Here is a 19252-nt window from a genome sequence, read left to right as displayed (position 1 = left end):
ATTTAAGCGCGTGGCAAGTTTCAGAACGAAAAATATTTCACATTGGAGAACAGATGAGCAGTGTAATTGCTAAACTCGGCTGGCTGGCATTTGCGATGCTTGGCGCCTTCGCCTTCGCGTTTATTGCGTTGAACCGTGGTGAATCCATTGGCGCCATCTGGATCGTTGTCGCCACTGTTTGCGTCTTTGCCATCGCCTATCGCTTCTACAGCCAGTTTATCGCTAGCCGGGTGTTGCGGCTGGACCCGACGCGCATGACCCCGGCCTACAAGTTCAACGACGGGCTGGACTACGTGCCCACCCATAAATACGTATTGTTCGGGCATCATTTTGCCGCGATTGCCGGAGCAGGTCCCCTCGTCGGCCCGATTCTTGCGGCGCAGATGGGTTATATGCCCGGCATGTTGTGGCTTTTGACCGGTGTCGTGTTCGCCGGCGCAGTGCAAGATTTTACTGTGCTCTTCATTTCCACGCGACGCGATGGGCGCTCACTAGGTGATCTGATCAAATCTGAACTGGGGCGCATCCCCGGCACGATCGCCTTGTTCGGCACCTTCTTTATCATGCTGGTGCTGCTGGCAGTGCTGGCGCTGATTGTAGTCAAGGCCCTGGCTGAATCCCCGTGGGGAACATTTACCGTCGCCGCCACGATCCCCATCGCCCTGCTCATGGGAGTATATGCCCGTTATGTCCGTCCTGGCGCCATTGGTGAAGTCTCGCTGATTGGTTTTATACTGCTGATGATGTCCATAGTCGGTGGACAGTATGTACAGGAAATCCCCTCGCTGGCCGCCCTGTTCACCTTGACGGGGGAACAGCTCACCTGGCTGCTCATTGCATATGGATTCGTCGCTTCCGTACTACCGATATGGTTGTTGCTGGCGCCGCGGGACTACCTGTCCACCTTCCTGAAGATCGGCACCATCGTTGGTTTGGCGATCGGCGTCATTTTTGTGTCGCCCCAGCTCAAGATGCCGGCATTCACACAGTTTGTGGATGGTTCCGGCCCGGTCTGGTCGGGGAGTCTGTTCCCCTTCCTGTTCATTACCATTGCCTGCGGGGCTGTATCCGGTTTCCATTCGCTCATATCGTCCGGCACCACCCCTAAAATGATCAGAAACGAGACCGATGCCCGTTTCATCGGCTACGGGGCCATGCTCATGGAATCGTTCGTCGCCATAATGGCTCTGGTGGCCGCTTCCACTCTTGAGCCCGGGGTGTACTTCGCCATGAACAGTCCGGCCGCAATAATCGGCACCACCGCGGAATCCGCCGCGCAAACCATATCTCAATGGGGCTTTTATATTACGCCGGAAATGATTACGCAGACGGCGAAAGATGTGGGCGAACACACGATCATCTCCCGTACCGGCGGCGCGCCGACGTTGGCAGTCGGCATGGCGCACATCCTGTCGGAGTTCGCGGGGGGCAAAGCCATGATGGCGTTCTGGTATCACTTCGCCATCCTGTTCGAGGCACTGTTCATCCTGACCGCGGTAGATGCGGGGACTCGCGCCGGACGCTTCATGCTGCAGGATCTGCTGGGAGCTTTCATTCCATCGATGAAGCGGACCGACTCGCTGGTTGCCAATCTGATCGCCACGGCACTGTGCGTGGCGGGCTGGGGCTATTTTTTGTATCAGGGCGTGGTGGATCCACTCGGCGGCATCAATACCTTGTGGCCGCTGTTCGGGATCTCCAATCAGATGCTGGCGGGCGTTGCCTTGATTCTCTGTACCAGCGTCCTGTTCAAAATGAAGCGCGACCGTTTTGCCTGGGTCACTATCATTCCGACGTCATGGGTGCTGGTTTGTACGCTGACTGCGGCCTGGCAGAAGATCTTCGATGCCAATCCACGTATCGGCTTTCTGGCACACGCGAATAAATATAAGGAAGCGGTTGCGAACGGGCAGGTTCTGGCTCCAGCAAAATCGATCGAGCAGATGCAGCAGGTGATTTTTAACGATTATGTAAATGCTTCGCTTGCCGCGCTGTTCATGCTGGTACTGATCAGCATGCTGGGTTTCGGTATCAGGACGGTCCTGCAGGCACGTGCCTTGGGCAGACCCAGCGCCAGGGAAGCGCCGTTTGAATTATTGCCCGCTGAAGCCATCATATCCAAGACATGAAATTAGAATAAAGGTGAATCATGCTAAACAGGATTATCCGAGCGGGACGCTATGTCAACCAAAGCCTGCGGCTGATGGTAGGTGTGCCCGAATACAGCGCCTACGTTACACATATGGCAAACGTTCATCCAGACCAGCCGGTCATGTCTTATGAAAAATTCTTCCGCGAGCGTCAGGAGGCACGCTACGGCGGGAATGGAAAGATCAGCCGGTGCTGCTAGGCAGCTTACAAGCCTAAGTATAAAAAATGTCACCCAGTTCAATTTCATTGGGATGATATCCACCTGCTGGAAGACACCCTGCTGGAGACCACCTATTAAAGGAGCGTAACAAAAGCCGCGAATAAACCCGGTTTACTTTTTTTGTCTGTACATCGACCCACCGAAAATCGAACGCATTCAACTTATATTCGAAATTCAGCGATTCCGCTGAAATGAAGATGAGTCTCTTCGATATACGGAGGTTTATATGAACAACTTAATTAAAAGCGGGCTTCCGGTTGTAGCATGCGCTATTGCTATTGGAAGCGGATTTAGCCAGTCTCTTTTTGCAGCCGATATTGTAAATCCGGTTACAGCTACAGCTACCATCGACTGGAGCAAGCTCCAGCTATCGGTTACCGGGATTAGCGGGGTAACGCCTACGGTAACTTTTTCCGGTCAGAATACGTCGCTAAGCTCGTATGCTGCGTCTCCCGGTTTATATGAGAATAATTCAAAGTCGGTCAATAATTGGACAGCCACCGCGGAAGCTAATGCGGATGCAGGAACTACATATGCCAACGCGTTGGCATCCCCGCTGAGCTTTTCGGGAACCGCAAATGCGATGGAAGATGGCACTACGTATTCTTCGGGCAGTCGAGACGAGAATTTCTCCTTCAGCGGCCCCGGTGTGCTGACCGTAACCGTTCCTTATACGATCAGCCTGACTGGGGCTACAACTGGCTGCTATTATTGCTACAGCTACGACCACGCTTCAGTCAATGGGACCGCCAGCTTTCAAAACTTTGCGAACAACGGGAGCTCGTACTCCAATTCCGGCGTTTCCTATACATTAGATAACAACTACGGGCGCACTTCCCCGCAAATGCAATCTGGAACTCTTGTATTTGGCGTTTTCGCGAACGGCGCTGGCAGTGGATCTCTCCACATCAACTTCGATCTCTCTGCAAACTCTCCAGTCAGCGCCGTGCCTGAACCGGAATCCTATGCAATGCTGCTGGCAGGCTTGGGCCTGATGGGCGCGATAGCCCGGCGCCCGCGTGGAGAACGACGTGGATGACTCCACGGATTGACGTAGCGCCCACACCTGGGGTACCGTGAGAAACTCTTCCGTTCAATGGCGATCAATGAGTTTTATGCCGTCACCTCTTGCTTCGCCTCAGGAGTTTCTCACGCGTTGCCGCATAATCCAGCCGAGAACGGTGAGCCCTGCGGCGAACATCACCCACGTTTCAGGTTCAGGAACCGGTGCGGCCTCCAGACGGCCAAAAAGACCTTCAGTTTCACCGTGCGGTCCTGCTGCGAAATACAGGGCATCCGCCCGGCCGAGGCTCGCGCCATTGCCGAATTGCAGGCCCCATAACCCGTCGATGGAAATGACGTTCCCCTGCTCATCGCGCAGGTAATCGATTGCCTTATGGGTGTCGGCATCGAATGCCACGATTGTGCCATCGCCAAAATTGCCTACAAGCAGCTTGCCGCTATAGACGCCGAAACCGTCAGGAGCGAAGGCAACTCCCCAAGGTGCGTTTAACAGGCCCCGATCATCCCAGGTATGCAGCAAGGCGCCGGATGCATCGAACTCTGCGAGCCGTCCGAAGCCTGCACCGCTGACTTCTTCACCGCCAAGGATCTGCCCCGGCCTTTCAGGGTCTTCCTGTGTTTTGGCATATGGCACAAACAGGTTCGTTCCGTCCGGACCTGTCAATGCCTGGATATTGAATGGGGCATAGCCGCCGGGCTGTGCGCTTGCCGAAGTGGAAAAAGGGTTTACGAATGCAGCCGGAGTGCTCGTTTCGGTGAAGTTGCCGTCGAAGCTCTGAATACCTGCGTTGGCTCCGAAATTTGCAACATGGATACGATCATTGCCCGGACCCAGGGCAATGCCGAAATAGTGTGCCCCCGCTGACGAACGATCAATGACGAGCTTGGCGAACGCCGGACGATCGAAGCTGCCATCAGCGTTTTTACGTTCAGTCCATGCCGAAATGGTGCCTGTATCGGTCGCGAAAATAAACTTGGCCGGTTCCGTGAGAGATCCCTGCGTTATCGGGAATCGTGCGCCCGGGTTGAATACCACGCCGGTTGGCGTTCCGATGGAAACCGCCTGGCCGGTCGCCGGACCAGGGACAGTTACCAGCCGAAGGTCGTCTGAAAACAGCGGGGTACCACCCACATCCCCGATGAACTGGTTCGTTGTTCCCGCAACGTTGCTCTCCACCCAGAAGTGGCCGCCAAAGCCGGCGGGGCGGATAGCAATGCCCCAGGCATTGATGAGGGTTGGATCGACAATGCTTGCACCGTAGGCGTCGGTGCTTGCAACCAGGTTCGTCTGCATGTACCCAGCCGCATGGACTTGCACCGAAGCTGCCAGAAGTGCCAGGAAGGCGCTGCCCGACAACCATGCTTTGCCTTTGTTTCCGATTTTATATGCATTTTTCATTTTTCCTCCTGTGGCATGAATGTTGTATAGATATGGGGCTCGACTTAACGAAAAAGCATGCAGCCCCTTCCGTTTAAAGGTAGCTATCAAATAGCTTTAGGGAGACCCTTTAAAAACTGCTGGATTCCTGGTTTGCAGAAATGACAATGCACTAAAAATCCAATATCACCATTCCGCGTATGGCGACCGGCGAGCCCGGCGTAATGTTGTTGTTATTGCTGGCGGAGAGAAAGTAGTGCTTGTTAAGCATGTTTTCGACGTTCACCTGCAGACGCAAGCGCTTGTCGAGTCTCGCGTACATTGCCGCATCCAGCCGCGTGTAGCCCGGCAAAACAACCGAATCATCCACCGCGGCGAACATTTTGCTGCGCGTGATCACGCCCAGCGCTAGCCCCACCATGGCGTAATGTCCAAACGGTTCCATAGCGAGAACGTGTGCCGGGGGACCTGCGCCAAAACGGAACCTGCTTCACCACCCTCTCCTTGTGAACGGGTGATTCTGCTGTCCTGATAGGCATATCCACCCATCACGCTCCAGGTCGAGGTTATTCTTCCGCTGATACCCAATTCGATGCCCTCGCTGCGCTGGGCGTTGGCAAGCAGTAGCCGTACCGGGTTAACCGGATCGGGAATAGCTACGTTGGTACGGTCCAGCCGGTATGCTGCTGCGGTAACAGCCAGGTTGGGCCGTATATCCCACTTTACGCCGGCTTCGAGATTAATGAATCTTTCCGGGGTAAGTGCCTGGTTGGTGATTTCAAGTGAGGACAGTTGATCGCCAGCACGCGGTACATAGGCCAGGCTATAGCTCCAATAAATGGAAACCGGCTCAATCGGCTTGAAAACCAGGCCGGCGCGCGGCGAGAGTAATCCGTTTGTTTTGCTGAGTTCTTCCCCAGTGCGATTATTATGCAATTTCAACTCGAAATCGTCATAGCGCAAACCGAGTATCGCCTGAAATTTGGACCATTTCAGTTGATTCTGTACGTAGAGCCCGATTATGTTTGCAGTAATACGGTTGCTTACGCCGGTGGGATCGAGCCTGAAGGAGACGGGGTCCGCCGTTCGCGGGTTGATTACCGGTACTGACACCGAACTGAAAAGGGCGTCATCCTCCGGGTCGTCCGGATGATCTGTGCCCGAGAAGACATCGTTGTTGAAATAACCGGTCTTGCGCAAGTTATTGGTAATTTGTTGGCCTACCTCGATTCCCGCCAACAGTCTGTGTTCCAGTGGCCCCGTATTCAGGGTGTACATCAGGTCAGACTGGTTGAAGACGTTGCTGCGCTTCATGGAACTGTTGTATGCACCGAGATCAACCATGGTTCCGTCAGGACTGACTGTACTGGGAAATATGTTCTGATAAAACTTGTCGTAAACGGCATAGCGTGTGCGATTGCGAAAGGTAACGCCATTGTCGAACCCATGCTCGATCAATGAGTACAAACTGAGAACCGTGGTACCCGTCGGACTGCGGCGAGGATCGCCAAAGAAAGTGGATGTACTGGTATCAATGGGGCGCCCCATGAAAGATGGAATACCGCGGTCGGCGACACGATCGTCGCGAAAATACTCTCCCCCCATAGTAATGTTGGTGCGGTCCGTCGGCTTGAGCGTAAGCGTAGGATTGATGCCGTGGCGGCTCAAGTGGACACCGTCACGGTAACTGCCGGAATTTTCATACATGGCATTGACGCGAAAAGCCGCCACATCGTTCAAGCCCTGGCCGACGTCCATTAACAGCCGTTTCGTCCCGAATGACCCTGCCTGGAACGAGAAGGAGCGTATGGGATCCCAACCAGCCACCTTGCTGACCCGGTTGATCACGCCGCCGGCGCCACCGCGGCCGAAGATCATGCCATTGGGACCTTTCAGGGTTTCCACACGCTCAATGTTATAAAGGTCGCGAAAATACTCGACATCATCACGGATGCCATCGACAAAAAAGTTCCCTGTTGATTGATTACCCCTGAAGATCGGTGCATCGGTGTTGCCTTCTCCTTGCGCCATCCCCACGCCAGGAACATAGCGCACCACATCGGCCATGCTCAGCATTCCCTGATCCTTGATCAGATCCTGCGTCACGACGGTGATGGCTTGCGGCACATCGCGTAAGAGCGTATTTGTCTTAGTGGCGGTCACGCTTTGGGCGACGGCGTAGTCACGTCCCTTGCTTGCCGACACCACAAGCGGCGGAAGTACCGGCACGCCGCTAGAGGATGCGGTACCGGAGGGGGCACTGGCTGTAGATTCCTGCGTTCTCTTTATGGCATACCCATTCGCCTGGGGCACTGCTTGCAAACCGCTGCCGATCGGTAATTGATTTAACCCGGCCTGAACAGTGAAATCTCCCTGTAGTCCTTGGGTCATCAGTCCTTTTATCTCGGCCGCATTGAACGAAAGCGTGATACCCGTTTGTTGCGCAAAACGGTTCAGTGTATCTTCCAGCGGGCTCGGGAGAATGTTGAATGACTGCACCGCGGTATCGGCGGCACTGGCTGACTCCGCACGGGCGTCATAGGCGGATGTCATGAAGATCGTTCCCAGGCAGATCAGGATGCCGTGGAACGCCGCAAGAGCACGCAATCGACAGCTTCTGCGCGACCAGGAAGCATGCAACCGGTGAGGATAAATGGAAAGAGGAGAAACCGCGTCCAGAACGCCCGTAGTAAGGCGAAGAGCGGCTATATCATTGCTCAGTGTTGTTTTATGCTGCGCCACAGCCAGCAAGCCCTGACAAGTCGGTTAAAAAAAAGTGGCTGGCTTGCCGGGGATGGGCTGGCTGGCTGAAAGGCCACTGAGAAGGAGAAACTCAGCGGCAACGGATAAATCTATGCCTGGCTACATGTTCGTTTCCTGTTTCTGGTTTTCATAATGTCAAACATTGGTCCCTCAACATTGGGGCGCTGCATTTGTAACATTTGTTCAGGTTTTGTGAGGCTCTTGTGATTTTTTTTGTGATTACGAATACGAATGATTCGCATTATATACTATTCCATAAAACAAGCAAGGCCTTCGGAATTCGATAGAAATGAGATATCGCATGATCGAACGCTGCCGCGACGCCTTCCCGATCCGCCTGATGTGCCGTTATCTGCATGTTTCGTCCAGCGGCTACTATGATTGGCGGGCTCGCCCCTTGAGTCATGGAGCTGAGGATAACCAGCGATTGCTCGAGCGCATCAAGAGGATTCATGATGGGAGTGACGGGGTGATGGGTAGTCCCCGAGTTTGGGAGGAGTTGCGTATGCAGGCGAGCCGTGTGGCCGCAATCGTGTAGCGAGGCTGATGCGTAAGCCGGGGCTAAAGGGAATTCCCCAGCGTAAACGCTGGCGCGGATGTCAGTTTACCAGTGGTGAGTACCAGTATTTCCTGAAGGGACACAACCTGATCTGCAGCATGAGTGCGGTGGGCAGCTGTGCCGACCATGCAGCAGCGGAAAGCTTCTTTGGAGTGCTCAAGCGCGAGCGGATATATCGCCGACAGTATCGAACTCGCGCTGAAGCAAGGAAAGATATCTTCGACTACATCGAGCGATTTCACAACCCAAGAAAACGTCGACAGATGGAAATGCGTCAGCAATGCAATTTAGACTTAACCAAACCGTTCGTGGAGCCGGGGTAAAACCCCTGGCAGCGACTGCCGGGGAAGGTGATCTCGCATAGTCTCTTCGAACCAGTTTGATTTGCAGTCCAAAGGATATACTGTCATGTTTGCCCTTTATGCTCTTCCAAGGTTGTACCCGCGGCCTTGTAATGGCAGAAGTACGACGCCGGTCATTTCGAGAGTCATGTATCCTGGTGCCCTGCTCAGTGCCCGTTGCCCGACACTACTAATCCCTGTTTCTCTTTCTGTGATGGTCGCGGAACATCCGAATTGCTCCCGATGTGAGCGATGATTTTATAGCCAGTTCGGGACGCAGCAGTAATTCGTCCGCCCCCAACCGCTCGGAGAACAAACAGACCATGAAAACTGCCTTCAACCCGCTGATCATCACCCTGGCCGTCGCCCTCGCCACCCCGGCGTTCGCTGCCGGCAATACGTTAATCGGCTGGGCCATGCTTCCTGCAGCCACCTTTTCCGACGGCCCGACCTCGGGTCAGTTCACTGCCGCGAACCCGTATGGGACCAATCTTCCTCCATACGTCGACCTGCAGCCAGTGCAAGGGTTTTCTGCTGTCCTGCCCGGACCTGAGAAGGATAACTTCCTGGTGATCACCGACAACGGGTTCGGCGCACAGACCAACTCGGCCGATGCTCTGCTGCGTATGTACGCCTTGAAGGCGGACTTCAAGACATCAATCGGCGGTACGGGCCTGGTTTCCGCGGCTAACTTCACGTTGGGCACCAAACTGCGCAAGTTTTCCAACCCCAGCCGGATCACGCTCAACGATGTAAATCACAAGCTTGGGATCACGATCCAGGCCGATCTGGATAATTACTACAACGACCCCGGCAAGCCAAGCGTCGACCCGAGCATCAAGTTCGGTCGCCTTCTGACCGGTGCTGACCTCGACATCGAATCGGTCCGCCGCGACAAGAACTGCAATCTCTGGTTCGGTGACGAGTTCGGACCTTACCTGATCAAGACTGACACGTCGGGTACCGTTCTGCGCAGCGAAATCTCTCTGCCAGGTGTTTATGCTCCTCAACACAAGGATGTCATCGCTGGCGCTGCCGTCGCCAACCTTGGCAGTTCAGGCGGCTTCGAGGGCATGGCGATCAACAGACGCGGTGACAAGCTATACACCCTGCTCGAGAAGACCGTTACCGGAGATGCGGCCAAGGTGCTGCGTATCGATGAGTTCGATATCGACGACGAGGCCTATACCGGTGTCAGCTATGTTTATCCGCTGGATTCCGATGGCAACGCTATCGGCGACATGACTGCCATCGACGACCATCGCTTCCTGGTCATCGAGCATAATGGCAGTACGGCGACCAGCGGCACGCCGGTCAAGAAAATATTCATCGCCGACATCAACAATGTCGCCAGCGGCGGCACGCTCAAGAAGACCGAATTGGTCGACCTGATGAATATCGCCGACCCGAACGATCTGAACGGTGATGGTAAGACTACATTCACCTTCCCTTATGTAACCATCGAGGACGTGTTGATCCTCGATGCCGAAACCCTGTTGGTGATTAACGACAACAACTTCCCCTACGGCGGTGGCCGCGAGCTGGCATCGGACAACACGGAACTGCTTAAGATCCGGGTCGCGAGCCCGATCTCCGGCCTCGGACATCATCGCCACGCCCAGGGAGAAGCCTCTGCCAACCGCTGTGAAGCTCGAGAAGAACATCACGATCGTCGTTGACTCTGTCAAAACCGTTGCCCGCGGGTTTCGAGCCCGCGAGCTGGACGCGAACTCAGCCCAAGCGGGATGATGCGTTAGTCATCCCGCCACCAAGCTGTGCGACGCGTCCTCCAAAACCCATATTTGAAGGCAAATTAGATGATTCCCATTTTAAAGCCGCTCGCCGCCCTAATAGGTTTAGCCTTGGCCGGCACAGCCACCGCAAATTGCACCGGCAATATCACCATCGGCGAAGACAGCTCGCAGATCTCCACCGCAGTGGCAAACAAAACGGTCGGCGCAACCTGCCTGAATAATCTGATCATCGACACTGAAGCAGAAGGCGCTAACTACCGCAACCATGGCGAATTTGTCGCCCGCCTTTCGAAACAGGTGACCGGGTGGGCCCGGCAAGGCATACTAAGGTCAAAAGAAGCCGCGGAATTGCGCGCAGCCGGTGCACGATCCGAGGTCGGTAAAACCCTGAAGGTGCGCGTGATAGCCTTCAACGACTTCCACGGCAACATCGACGGAGCCGACCTGAACTTTACCAGTCCCGTGGACGGCATTCCCCCCCGTACGCCGGCTGGTGGTGTCGATTACTTGGCCGGCCTGGTAAAGCAACTCAAGGCAAGCGCGCCAAACAACGTGGTGGTGTCCGCGGGCGACCTGATCGGTGCCAGTCCGCTCGATTCCGCTCTGTTCCATGATGAGCCTACGATCGAAACCATGAACCGCCTTGGTTTGGAGTTCAACGCCGTAGGCAACCACGAATTCGACGAAGGCCGCGAAGAACTGCTGCGCATGCAGAATGGCGGCTGCCATCCCACCGATGCCAATAGCTGCCAGGGCAACAGCGTCGGCACTCCCTACCCGTTTGAAGGTGCCAGGTTCGACTTCCTCGCTGCCAACGTGATGGACACCGCCAGCGGCAAAACCCTGTTTCCCGCGTATGGCGTGAAGAACTTCAAGGGTAACCGTGTGGCCTTCATCGGAATGACCCTGAAAGGCACGCCCAGCATCGTTACGCCTGCCGGTATCTCCGGGCTGGCATTCAAAGATGAAGCCGACACCGTTAACCAGTTGATTGGCAAGCTCAAACGTCACGGCATCAACGCCGTTGTCGTGCTGCTCCATGAAGGCGGACTGGCCCCGGGCAGCATCAACGGCTGCGCCGGCGTCTCGGGCCCCATCGTCGATATCGTCAAGCGCCTGGACGATGCAGTGGACTTGATCATTTCCGGCCATACCCACCAAGCGTACAACTGCACCCTGCCAAATAGCACAGGCCGCACCATCCCGGTCACCAGCGCCGGGGCATTTGGTCGCCTCCTCACCAGCATCGACCTCATCCTCGATACCCGCACCAAGGACATCGTCGCGGTTAGCGCCATGAACAAACTTGTGGACCGCGACAATGTTCTACATGCCGCCGATCCGATCAAGCCCGTGGACGAGATCAGCGTCATCGTCGCCAACTACCAAGCACTTGCCGAGCCGATCGCCAACCGCGTCATTGGTAGCATTACCGCCAATATCACCGCTGTCCGAAACGCAGCCGGCGAGTCCGCACTGGGCGACGTTATCGCTGATTCGCAACTTGCGGCCACCGCTCCCCCAGACAAAGGCGGCGCGGCAATCGCTTTCATGAATACCGGTGGCATCCGCGCCGATTTGACCTATGCCGGTAGCACTGCTGACGAAGGCGACGGCAATGTTACGTATGGTGAAGCATTTACCGTGCAGCCTTTCGGCAACAGCCTGACAATAAAAACGTTGACCGGCCAGCAACTCTATGACCTGCTCAATCAGCAGTGGGCTGCCGGCCAGTACGCCGATGGCGGGCGCACCCTGCAAATTTCCAACGGCTTCACCTACCAGCACACCTTCGTGCCGAAGGTGAGCCCTCTGGGTGCGAACTACGTCTGTGACGGATCGTTGAAGCTCAATGGCGTCGCCATCGACAAATCCGCAAGCTATCGTGTGACCATGAACTCCTTTCTGGCCAGCGGCGGCGACAACTACAGCGTGTTCAACCTCGGCACCAATCAGTTGGGCGGCGACGTCGATCTGGATGCCCTTGAAGCTTACCTTCATGCCAACCCTGGCGGTATCACCCCTGGGTCGCAGGACCGTATTCGGAACGTCGCTGCCTGTAACTAATCAATAGTATCGGCACGAACCTGATGAGGGGTATTGCCCCCCCTTTATTGTTCACAAAGAAAGGCGCCTGCAGTAATGGGGTGCAGGCGCAACTTGTCGTCTGGCTACGTTATTTGGGGCTCGCCTTGCGACCGCCTCATATAGGAAATCCGCTCCTCTTATAGGAAATCCGCCTCCCTGTTGGTCACCCGGGCTGTCTGTCCATGTTGGGATCGCTCGTCACGCGATTATTTTTAGTTCCTGATTTGCACGTCATCGAGAAACTCGGACACTGGCTCGACGCTTGCTCACCGGCTGGTTTCCCCGAAACGATGAAACGCCGATTTAAGCTCCGTTCCGGCAAGTACTCATTGCGTACCAAGCGCTGTCATTCCACTTGATCTATATTGGAGTCATAGCACATCATCCCTTGCGCCCGTCGTGACTAGCGGGGAGAAATGCGGATTGGGAAGGACGGTAACATCGAGGGCAATATTCTGCCCGACTTTGCGGCGGCGGCATAATCAAAAGGAGATCAGACATGGCATTGACACAACTCGCGAAATCCAGGTGGCAAGACTATTTCGACCACGTCTCGAAGGCGCTGCCCACGAAGCTGGTGGAAGTGGAAGTCGCCGGGCTGGGACTGGGCGACCAGGTTGAGGTCGACTGGTTGCCGCTACTGGGGCTGAGTTACGATCCAAAGGACGACGTTCTCACGGTGATGGTTGAGGGGATTGAGCACAACATCTGGCATCCGAAGCAAATCCACGTCGATCAGGACGTCGAGAGCCTCCACAGCATGGAGGTCGTGGACGCCGCGGGAGAACACCATATCCTGCTCTTGAAGGATCCGCTCAGGTTGCCCCCGCCGTCAGAAGGGAGTCGCTGAATATGCCGGTGAGCATGGTGACATGGCCTTTACCCTACGAAAAAACCATCGTGGCAACTCATGTTCACAGTAGGAAAAACTCTTGAGCCTCACACTTCAAAATAAATGTGCGCTGGTTACCGGTGGCAGTCGCGGTATTGGCGCCGCCATCGTGAAGCGTCTCGCGCGCGAAGGCGCCGCCGTCGCGCTGACCTATGTCAGCAATCCTGGCCGGGCCGATGAAACGGTGAAGGCGGCACAAGCGTTTGGAGTGCGGGCATTGGCGATCGAGGCCGACAGTGCGGATGCGAAGGCGGTAGTAGCTGCCGTGGAGCGAACGGTAGGGGAGTTGGGCGGCATCGATATTCTGGTAAATAGCGCTGGTATCGGCGTGATGGGATCTATTTATAGTTATCGCCTTGAAGATTTCGATCATATGCTGGCGGTGAACGTGCGCGCCGTGTTCGTCGCCACGCAGGCCGCCGTACAGCACATGAAGACAAGCGGACGCATCATCAATATTGGCAGCTGCAACGCCGATCGCATGCCATTTGCGGGCGGGGCTGTATACGCCATGAGCAAGGCCGCACTTGTGGGACTGGTCAAGGGACTGGCGCGCGACCTCGGCCCGCTCGGAATCACCATCAACAATGTTCAGCCGGGGCCGATCGACACCGATATGAATCCCGCGGATAGCGATTTCGCCGAGGTTCTGCGGACGCAGGTTATGGCTCTTCGGCGCTACGGTAGCGTCGACGAGGTCGCCGCGATGGTCGCGTATCTTGCTGGACCCGAAGCGGGCTTCGTAACCGGCGCGAGCCTGATGATTGATGGGGGATTCACCGCATAGCTTTCCGGAATCGAAACGTCAGTTCAGATTGCCAGGCAAAGTTCCGGCCGTCGAACCCATCTCTATTCAGGCTCGAATGAAAGCGGCGCATTGACTTCATTGCGTACAGGAATGGCTGGAGGGACAAGCCCCATGAAAACAGCAGAGTTGCTGACGCAGCGTCTGGAACTCGTCTACCGGTGGTACGAGGGCATGATCAGTCCGGATACCGGGCTGTTTGAGTACCTCTACCTCCCCCAGGACGACACCTTCATCCGCAAGAAATCCCCCATCCGGGAGATCGCCTCCGTGTGGGATGCGGCAATGCTCGGCGATTTCCTGAACAGGAATGAGCTTCGACCACTGGTCGAGAAGTCGTTGCGGCACTACGATGATTACCTCGTGGAACGCGACGGGTATGTGATCCTCGACCCCCACCGCCTGGAAGAGCCTTCATCCATCTCCCACAGCGCCTTCATGATCCTGGCCCTGCTGCACGCCCCGCCGCCCAAGGAGACTCGAAGGGCGCGGCAAATCGCCGCCCTCGCCGACGGGATACTCCGGCAGCAGAGGCCAAACGGCTCGTACAAGGTGTACTTCCACGATCTGCCCGACCAGGGAGAGGAGCTGTACGCCGGCGAGGCCATGCTCTCCCTTCTGGAAACCTATCGGCAGTTAAAGGACAGCCGGTACCTGCAAAGCGTGGAACGCGGCTTTTTCTATTATGATGCGCAGTACTTCCGGCGCGATCACGTAGCGGAGGATATGCTGGTCTTCTTCGCCAACTGGCAATCCCAGCTCTGCCGCCTCTTGTTCGAGTACACTCAAAGCGCCGGGATCAAGCAGGATGTTGCGGACTACCTCTGCCGCATGCACGACCAGATCATTGAGCGGGGCTTCTATGAGAACGTCGAGCGCCATCCAGCCCAGCAGGTGTCAGTGGAGGTGGCCTGCGCCCTAGAGGGCCTCAACGACGCCTATGCGTTCGACACCCATGCGTTCATACGCACCTCGGACGGCACCTCAAACGATGAGCGCACCAAGCGCTATCACCAGTGTATCTGCACCGGACTGGCATACCTGCTCAGGCTGCAATGCACCCATGATGAAACGGAAAGGGAACGAGGCGGTTTTGGCCTGACCCTCGGAGATAGGGCGCAGAGGATCGACATCACCGGCCATGCGGCCGGTGCCTTCATGAAGAGCGTAGAGAACGGGATCGAATGCGGGCTGCCAACCCCTTAAGCATGTACATTCACATCAACATTCGCATCAACATTCCTGGTGTTTCGCCCAGGATTTTACTTTGGCTGCCATGTACTGATCGAGCAACCCTTAGGCAACCTTGGCAACCCTGGCAACCTTGAGCTGTTACCCAGAAAATCCGCTTCCTCGCTATCGGCGGCGCCATCAGATTTCGGAGAGTGTCTCGGTGAGCTTATCCGTGGCCAGATTGCACGCACCTCTCATAATTGCGGGCAGCGCAAGGATTTAATTTGGAAGGAAAAAGAAGTGGTGGTGAAGAATTAGGCTCAGACCTCACTTCTTGGTTGTTTCTATCTAATGCTCCCGGCGGAGGAATGTCAGAACCCTGCTTTCCAGTTCCTCCTGCACGCATTCGGCCTGTTCCTGCAGGTACTGATGGAGAATCCCCGTTTGCCATGCAGTAAATACCAGGGGTTAATATAAGACTTGCGACAGACCGCCACGGTATTGCGTAATTCCTCGGCGACTTTTTTTATTGCCGATACGATACAGGCCTGGAGTCGACGTTTGCTGGACACTTCCGGCAATGGTGTTTCCAGCATAAGCTCAAACGCCCTGAGCGTGGCACCCCAAGTTCGAAAATCCTTTGCTGTAAAATCCGCGCCCATCGTTTCATGAAGGTAGCTATTTACCTGCTCAGATTTCACGGCATGACGCTTTCCATCACTATCCACATATTGGAATAGAGGGTGACCGCGTAGCTGCTGGCAGTCGTGAATGATTTTAACGATGCGCTTGTCATCTATCATGACTTCGTGTCCGATACCACTCTTGCCCTTGAACTTGAGCACTGCGCGCCGGTTGCTGAGGGAGGCGAGGTGACGCTTGCGTAGCGTAGTGAGTCCGAAGCTGCGATTATCGCGTGCATAGGTGCGGTTACCGATGCGTACGCGGGTCCTGTCCAGCAGGCTCACGATAGCAGCAAGGATCTTTTCCTGTGGAAGGCCGTGGCGCCTCAGATCATGCTGCAAACGTTGACGCAGACTGGGTAGCGCTTCACCGAAGTCCGCCATCCGGCAAAATTTGATGCGGTCGCGTACAATGCGCCAATCGGTGTGATAGCGGTACTGTTTGCGCATACGGGCATCGAAGCCCGTTGCCTGCAAGTGACCTTGGGCGTTGTGGCAAATCCACACATCATTATATGCCGGCGGAATTGCAAGTCTGGCAATGCGTTCCAGCTCGGCTTGGTCAGTAAGTACTTTTTCATCCGGGCCAATATACTGGAAAGCGCTGCCCTGGCGAATTCTCCTGATCCCCGGTTCATTATCCGAAACATACACCAATCCCGCCATAACAGCTTGTGCGGCCAAAGCCTCTACGCTAACCGCGCTCGATATCCTCTTGTCCCGCATGAGAGTCATCCATCAGGTCTATTCAGATTGGTTTGCCGAATATACCAGCAAGATGGGTCGCCGGGTCTGTGGATGTGATGATAAGTTTGGTGTGTCGAACTCCTGGTGGTCGGATGAGTGTTCATCGTAATTGGCGGTGCCGCGGGTTCACATATCGGATGGAGCGGGAAAGGTCATCGGGGGGAAAGGTGTGACCGCATTCGCCCCTGGCGATCATGTTGTCAGCACGTCCTTTCCCATCTAGCCGGACGGTGAACCCAAGGTGGATGACATGAGCAGTTGCCGGGCGACGGCATAGATGGCTACGCCCGCCTGCAGGAATGCCGGCTATCGCCTTCACTTGCGCGCCGAAGGGTTACAGTCACGCAGAAGCCGCTACGCTTACCTGCGCCGGTTTAACTGCATGGCGGGTACAGGAAATCGGACACCGAGGATTAACGTCATCGGCCATGCGGCAAATGCCTTCATGAAGAGCGTAGAGAACGGGTTCAAATGCCCATTGGCAATGCCTAAACATTAACATTCTTGGGTTTCGGCGCGAGATTTTATTCTTCGCTCATTCTAAGCATCCAATGCTACCATTTCCAACTTTGAACAGTTTTACAACCCTTCCGAAGAAGCTCCGACGGTAACTTTCCTTTACGTTTGTAAACGTGACAGTACAAAAAAACACAGCTAGGCTGGATGCCTCACCCATCCGGCTGGTGATTCATGGTGGCGCCGGTACAATCAAGCGCAGCAAGCTCAAAGGGGAACGCGAGCAGGCTGTTACACAGGTACTTTCAGAATCGCTGACCGCTGGCTATGCAGTGCTTGCAATGGGCGGCAGCAGCATTGATGCGGTGATTGCAGCCATCGTAGTAATGGAGGATTCACCGTTATTCAATGCTGGCAAGGGCGCTGTGTTCAGCAATGCTGGCCGTATCGAACTGGATGCATCCATCATGGATGGCTCCAGGCTCATGGCGGGTTCCGTTGCCGCGGTGACAACGATACGCAACCCCATCCGCGCCGCGTACGCCGTGATGATGCAAAGCCCGCATGTGATGCTGATGGGCCAAGGTGCTGAAGCCTTCGCCGCTGAGCAGGGTCTGGAGATCGTCGATCCGTCCTATTTTTATACCCAATACCGCTGGAATCAGTTGCAAAAGGCCATTGCTCAAGAACGCGTGTTACTCGATCATGACGTTGATCCCGATACATCCCAGCCCGAAATGGGTAAAAAGATGGATGAGAAGATGGACGAAAAGACGGACGAAAAGACGGATGAAAAGCACGGAACGGTGGGTGCCGTGGCGCTCGATCGTCACGGCACCCTTGCCGCCGGCACCTCAACTGGCGGGCTTACGAACAAGCGCTTCGGGCGTGTGGGCGATTCGCCCATCATTGGCGCCGGGACTTACGCGGACAACCGCTCGGTCGCGGTATCCGCCACCGGCACTGGAGAAATGTTCATCCGTACCTGTGCCGCGTTCAACACGGCGGCACAGGTACGGTTGCAGCACATTCCGACCACCGATGCGGCGGATAATACGCTGGCGGAAATCGCCGCGATCGGCGGTGGTGGCGGTTTAATCGTGCTGGATGCAAAAGGCAACTATGCAATGCGCTTCAACACCCGAGGCATGTTCCGCGGCACCATCGGCAGCGACGGCATTGCGCGGGTGAGCATTTTCGCATGAGCTATTACCCAAAATGGGTAAGCAAAGTTTAGCGCAGCAATTCCCTAAAAAAACGATCACCTCCATCCGTTCCTCTATTCGTCGGTCGCCCGCGCCCAACCCGCTCGCCATCGCAGCCACAAGCCCGGAAGTCCGCTGCGCTAGCTCCGAGTCGCCGAAAAGGCCTTCCGCCCGCCGCCAACCCCGCGCCTGATTGGCTCCGCAGCCAATTACTATCCGCATCCTGTCCGGCTTAATAGCGGCAACTCCAAGATATAAATATAATATTTGACAACCTGAGAGGCGTTCAGTACATTCAGTTTTGTTCCAGCGGAGAAGGCTATTTATTTTTCGTGGAACATTTTACTGCCGTCTTAGCTAAAAATTTGACGCTTTAAAACTGTCGTTGAGTTATTGGATCGTTGATCTTGATTTGAAGCGATAACAACCTCTTATGGAGCGAGATTATGGGACGATATAGTCGGATTGCAGTAGCAGCTTCTCTATTTTTACTTCCTGTTTCTGTTTTTGCCGCTGGTTATGGTGCAGCAGGGTGTGGACTGGGTTCCATGGTTATAGGATCAAAGCCCGGTGCAGAGCAGATCTTTGCTTCAACAACCAACGCAACATTGGGGTCTCAGACTTTGGGAATTACATTCGGGACTTCAAATTGTGGCGACCATGGATTGGTGAAGATAAGTAAGGAACGTGAAGTATTTGCGCAAGAGAATTACACCAGTTTGATTAAAGAAATGGCGCAAGGTAAAGGTGAAAATCTGTACACCCTGGCCAGCTTATATCAGTGCCCCGCAGGAAGCCATCAAGAATTTGGCGCAATGGTTCAGGAGAAATTTGACAGTTTAGTAGCGAACGATCAAACAACTTCAACTGAATTACTGAGTCAGCTTGAAAATCAATTAACTCGTCATCCCAAGCTTGCAAAATCTTGTAATATCAATTTATCCGCACTGAATTAAGAAGAAACGGTAAACGGATATAGGCGAAAGCCTGTATCCGTTTCAATCTTGTTATCAC

14 protein-coding genes and 1 pseudogene are annotated in these 19252 nt (G+C 55.0%); 11 read left to right on the top strand and 4 right to left on the bottom strand.

All coding sequences use genetic code 11. The annotated features are described in order from the left end of the window. Positions 1 to 53: 53 nt before the first annotated feature. From BMX00_RS12820 to BMX00_RS14920, 3 genes are all read left to right on the top strand, one after another. Positions 54 to 2129 (top strand): carbon starvation CstA family protein, encoded by a 2076-nt coding sequence (locus BMX00_RS12820; RefSeq protein ID WP_090829419.1) that lies wholly within the window; start codon positions 54 to 56, stop codon positions 2127 to 2129. Between the two features lie 20 nt (positions 2130 to 2149). Further along, on the top strand, positions 2150 to 2350 hold the full coding sequence (locus tag BMX00_RS12815) for a YbdD/YjiX family protein (protein ID WP_090829418.1): 201 nt from the start codon (positions 2150 to 2152) through the stop codon (positions 2348 to 2350). Positions 2351 to 2597: 247 nt separating this feature from the next. Continuing rightward, positions 2598 to 3410, top strand: a complete 813-nt coding sequence (locus BMX00_RS14920) for a PEP-CTERM sorting domain-containing protein (RefSeq protein ID WP_090829417.1) — start codon at positions 2598 to 2600, stop codon at positions 3408 to 3410. A 99-nt stretch (positions 3411 to 3509) separates the two neighbouring features. Here the strand turns inward: BMX00_RS14920 and BMX00_RS12805 are convergent, their stop codons facing one another. From BMX00_RS12805 to BMX00_RS12795, 3 genes are all read right to left on the bottom strand, one after another. Continuing rightward, complete coding sequence (locus BMX00_RS12805; RefSeq protein WP_090829416.1) at positions 3510 to 4793, bottom strand: TIGR03118 family protein; 1284 nt, start codon at positions 4791 to 4793, stop codon at positions 3510 to 3512. Positions 4794 to 4944: 151 nt separating this feature from the next. Further along, positions 4945 to 5193, bottom strand: coding sequence for a TonB-dependent receptor (locus BMX00_RS14915; protein WP_090829415.1), 249 nt, complete (start codon positions 5191 to 5193; stop codon positions 4945 to 4947). Beyond that, complete coding sequence (locus BMX00_RS12795) at positions 5181 to 7379, bottom strand: TonB-dependent siderophore receptor (protein ID WP_143053108.1); 2199 nt, start codon at positions 7377 to 7379, stop codon at positions 5181 to 5183. Before BMX00_RS12795 ends, BMX00_RS14915 begins: the two co-directional genes overlap by 13 nt. 427 nt (positions 7380 to 7806) lie before the next feature. Between BMX00_RS12795 and BMX00_RS12790 the strand changes: the two are divergent. The 6 genes and pseudogenes from BMX00_RS12790 to BMX00_RS12765 all read left to right on the top strand — a co-directional run. Beyond that, positions 7807 to 8417 (top strand): annotated as a pseudogene (locus BMX00_RS12790) (IS3 family transposase); the annotation flags it as partial. A gap of 341 nt (positions 8418 to 8758) precedes the next feature. Next, complete coding sequence (locus BMX00_RS12785) at positions 8759 to 10114, top strand: esterase-like activity of phytase family protein (RefSeq protein WP_090829413.1); 1356 nt, start codon at positions 8759 to 8761, stop codon at positions 10112 to 10114. A 138-nt stretch (positions 10115 to 10252) separates the two neighbouring features. Next, entirely contained in the window at positions 10253 to 12256 is a 2004-nt protein-coding gene (locus BMX00_RS12780) for a bifunctional metallophosphatase/5'-nucleotidase (protein ID WP_090829412.1), read from the top strand. 520 nt (positions 12257 to 12776) lie between these two features. Beyond that, positions 12777 to 13127 carry a DUF5335 domain-containing protein gene (locus BMX00_RS12775; protein ID WP_090829411.1) on the top strand — a complete coding sequence of 117 codons (351 nt, stop codon included), beginning with the start codon at positions 12777 to 12779 and terminating at the stop codon, positions 13125 to 13127. An 82-nt stretch (positions 13128 to 13209) separates the two neighbouring features. Continuing rightward, positions 13210 to 13956 carry a 3-oxoacyl-ACP reductase family protein gene (locus BMX00_RS12770; RefSeq protein WP_090829410.1) on the top strand — a complete coding sequence of 249 codons (747 nt, stop codon included), beginning with the start codon at positions 13210 to 13212 and terminating at the stop codon, positions 13954 to 13956. Positions 13957 to 14088: 132 nt separating this feature from the next. Continuing rightward, positions 14089 to 15180: a hypothetical protein gene (locus tag BMX00_RS12765; protein ID WP_090829409.1), complete on the top strand. Its 1092-nt coding sequence runs from the start codon at positions 14089 to 14091 to the stop codon at positions 15178 to 15180. A 338-nt stretch (positions 15181 to 15518) separates the two neighbouring features. On the opposite strand, the gene BMX00_RS12755 is transcribed toward BMX00_RS12765, so the two are convergent. Beyond that, positions 15519 to 16565 carry a DNA topoisomerase IB gene (locus tag BMX00_RS12755; RefSeq protein ID WP_090829407.1) on the bottom strand — a complete coding sequence of 349 codons (1047 nt, stop codon included), beginning with the start codon at positions 16563 to 16565 and terminating at the stop codon, positions 15519 to 15521. Between the two features lie 644 nt (positions 16566 to 17209). Here BMX00_RS12755 and BMX00_RS12745 point away from each other — a divergent pair. Both BMX00_RS12745 and BMX00_RS12740 read left to right on the top strand, forming a co-directional pair. After that, complete coding sequence (locus BMX00_RS12745; RefSeq protein ID WP_245728066.1) at positions 17210 to 18238, top strand: isoaspartyl peptidase/L-asparaginase family protein; 1029 nt, start codon at positions 17210 to 17212, stop codon at positions 18236 to 18238. 446 nt (positions 18239 to 18684) lie between these two features. Beyond that, positions 18685 to 19194 (top strand): DUF3015 domain-containing protein, encoded by a 510-nt coding sequence (locus BMX00_RS12740; protein ID WP_090829406.1) that lies wholly within the window; start codon positions 18685 to 18687, stop codon positions 19192 to 19194. Positions 19195 to 19252 lie beyond the last annotated feature (58 nt).

The sequence above is a fragment of the Nitrosovibrio tenuis genome (assembly GCF_900109785.1).
Classification (GTDB): Bacteria; Pseudomonadota; Gammaproteobacteria; order Burkholderiales; family Nitrosomonadaceae; genus Nitrosospira; species Nitrosospira tenuis_A.
The sequence above is the reverse complement of the archived record's forward strand: the minus strand, read 5'-3'. Positions and strand labels throughout refer to the sequence as shown.

Bases quoted from the DNA above. Each gene is read 5' to 3' on its own strand.
- BMX00_RS12740 (WP_090829406.1), top strand. From the start codon at position 18,685: ATGGGACGATATAGTCGGATTGCAGTAGCAGCTTCTCTATTTTTACTT.
- BMX00_RS14920 (WP_090829417.1), top strand. From the start codon at position 2,598: ATGAACAACTTAATTAAAAGCGGGCTTCCGGTTGTAGCATGCGCTATT.
- BMX00_RS14915 (WP_090829415.1), bottom strand. From the start codon at position 5,193: ATGGTGGGGCTAGCGCTGGGCGTGATCACGCGCAGCAAAATGTTCGCC.
- BMX00_RS12765 (WP_090829409.1), top strand. From the start codon at position 14,089: ATGAAAACAGCAGAGTTGCTGACGCAGCGTCTGGAACTCGTCTACCGG.
- BMX00_RS12815 (WP_090829418.1), top strand. From the start codon at position 2,150: ATGCTAAACAGGATTATCCGAGCGGGACGCTATGTCAACCAAAGCCTG.
- BMX00_RS12785 (WP_090829413.1), top strand. From the start codon at position 8,759: ATGAAAACTGCCTTCAACCCGCTGATCATCACCCTGGCCGTCGCCCTC.
- BMX00_RS12775 (WP_090829411.1), top strand. From the start codon at position 12,777: ATGGCATTGACACAACTCGCGAAATCCAGGTGGCAAGACTATTTCGAC.
- BMX00_RS12780 (WP_090829412.1), top strand. From the start codon at position 10,253: ATGATTCCCATTTTAAAGCCGCTCGCCGCCCTAATAGGTTTAGCCTTG.
- BMX00_RS12805 (WP_090829416.1), bottom strand. From the start codon at position 4,793: ATGAAAAATGCATATAAAATCGGAAACAAAGGCAAAGCATGGTTGTCG.
- BMX00_RS12820 (WP_090829419.1), top strand. From the start codon at position 54: ATGAGCAGTGTAATTGCTAAACTCGGCTGGCTGGCATTTGCGATGCTT.
- BMX00_RS12755 (WP_090829407.1), bottom strand. From the start codon at position 16,565: ATGACTCTCATGCGGGACAAGAGGATATCGAGCGCGGTTAGCGTAGAG.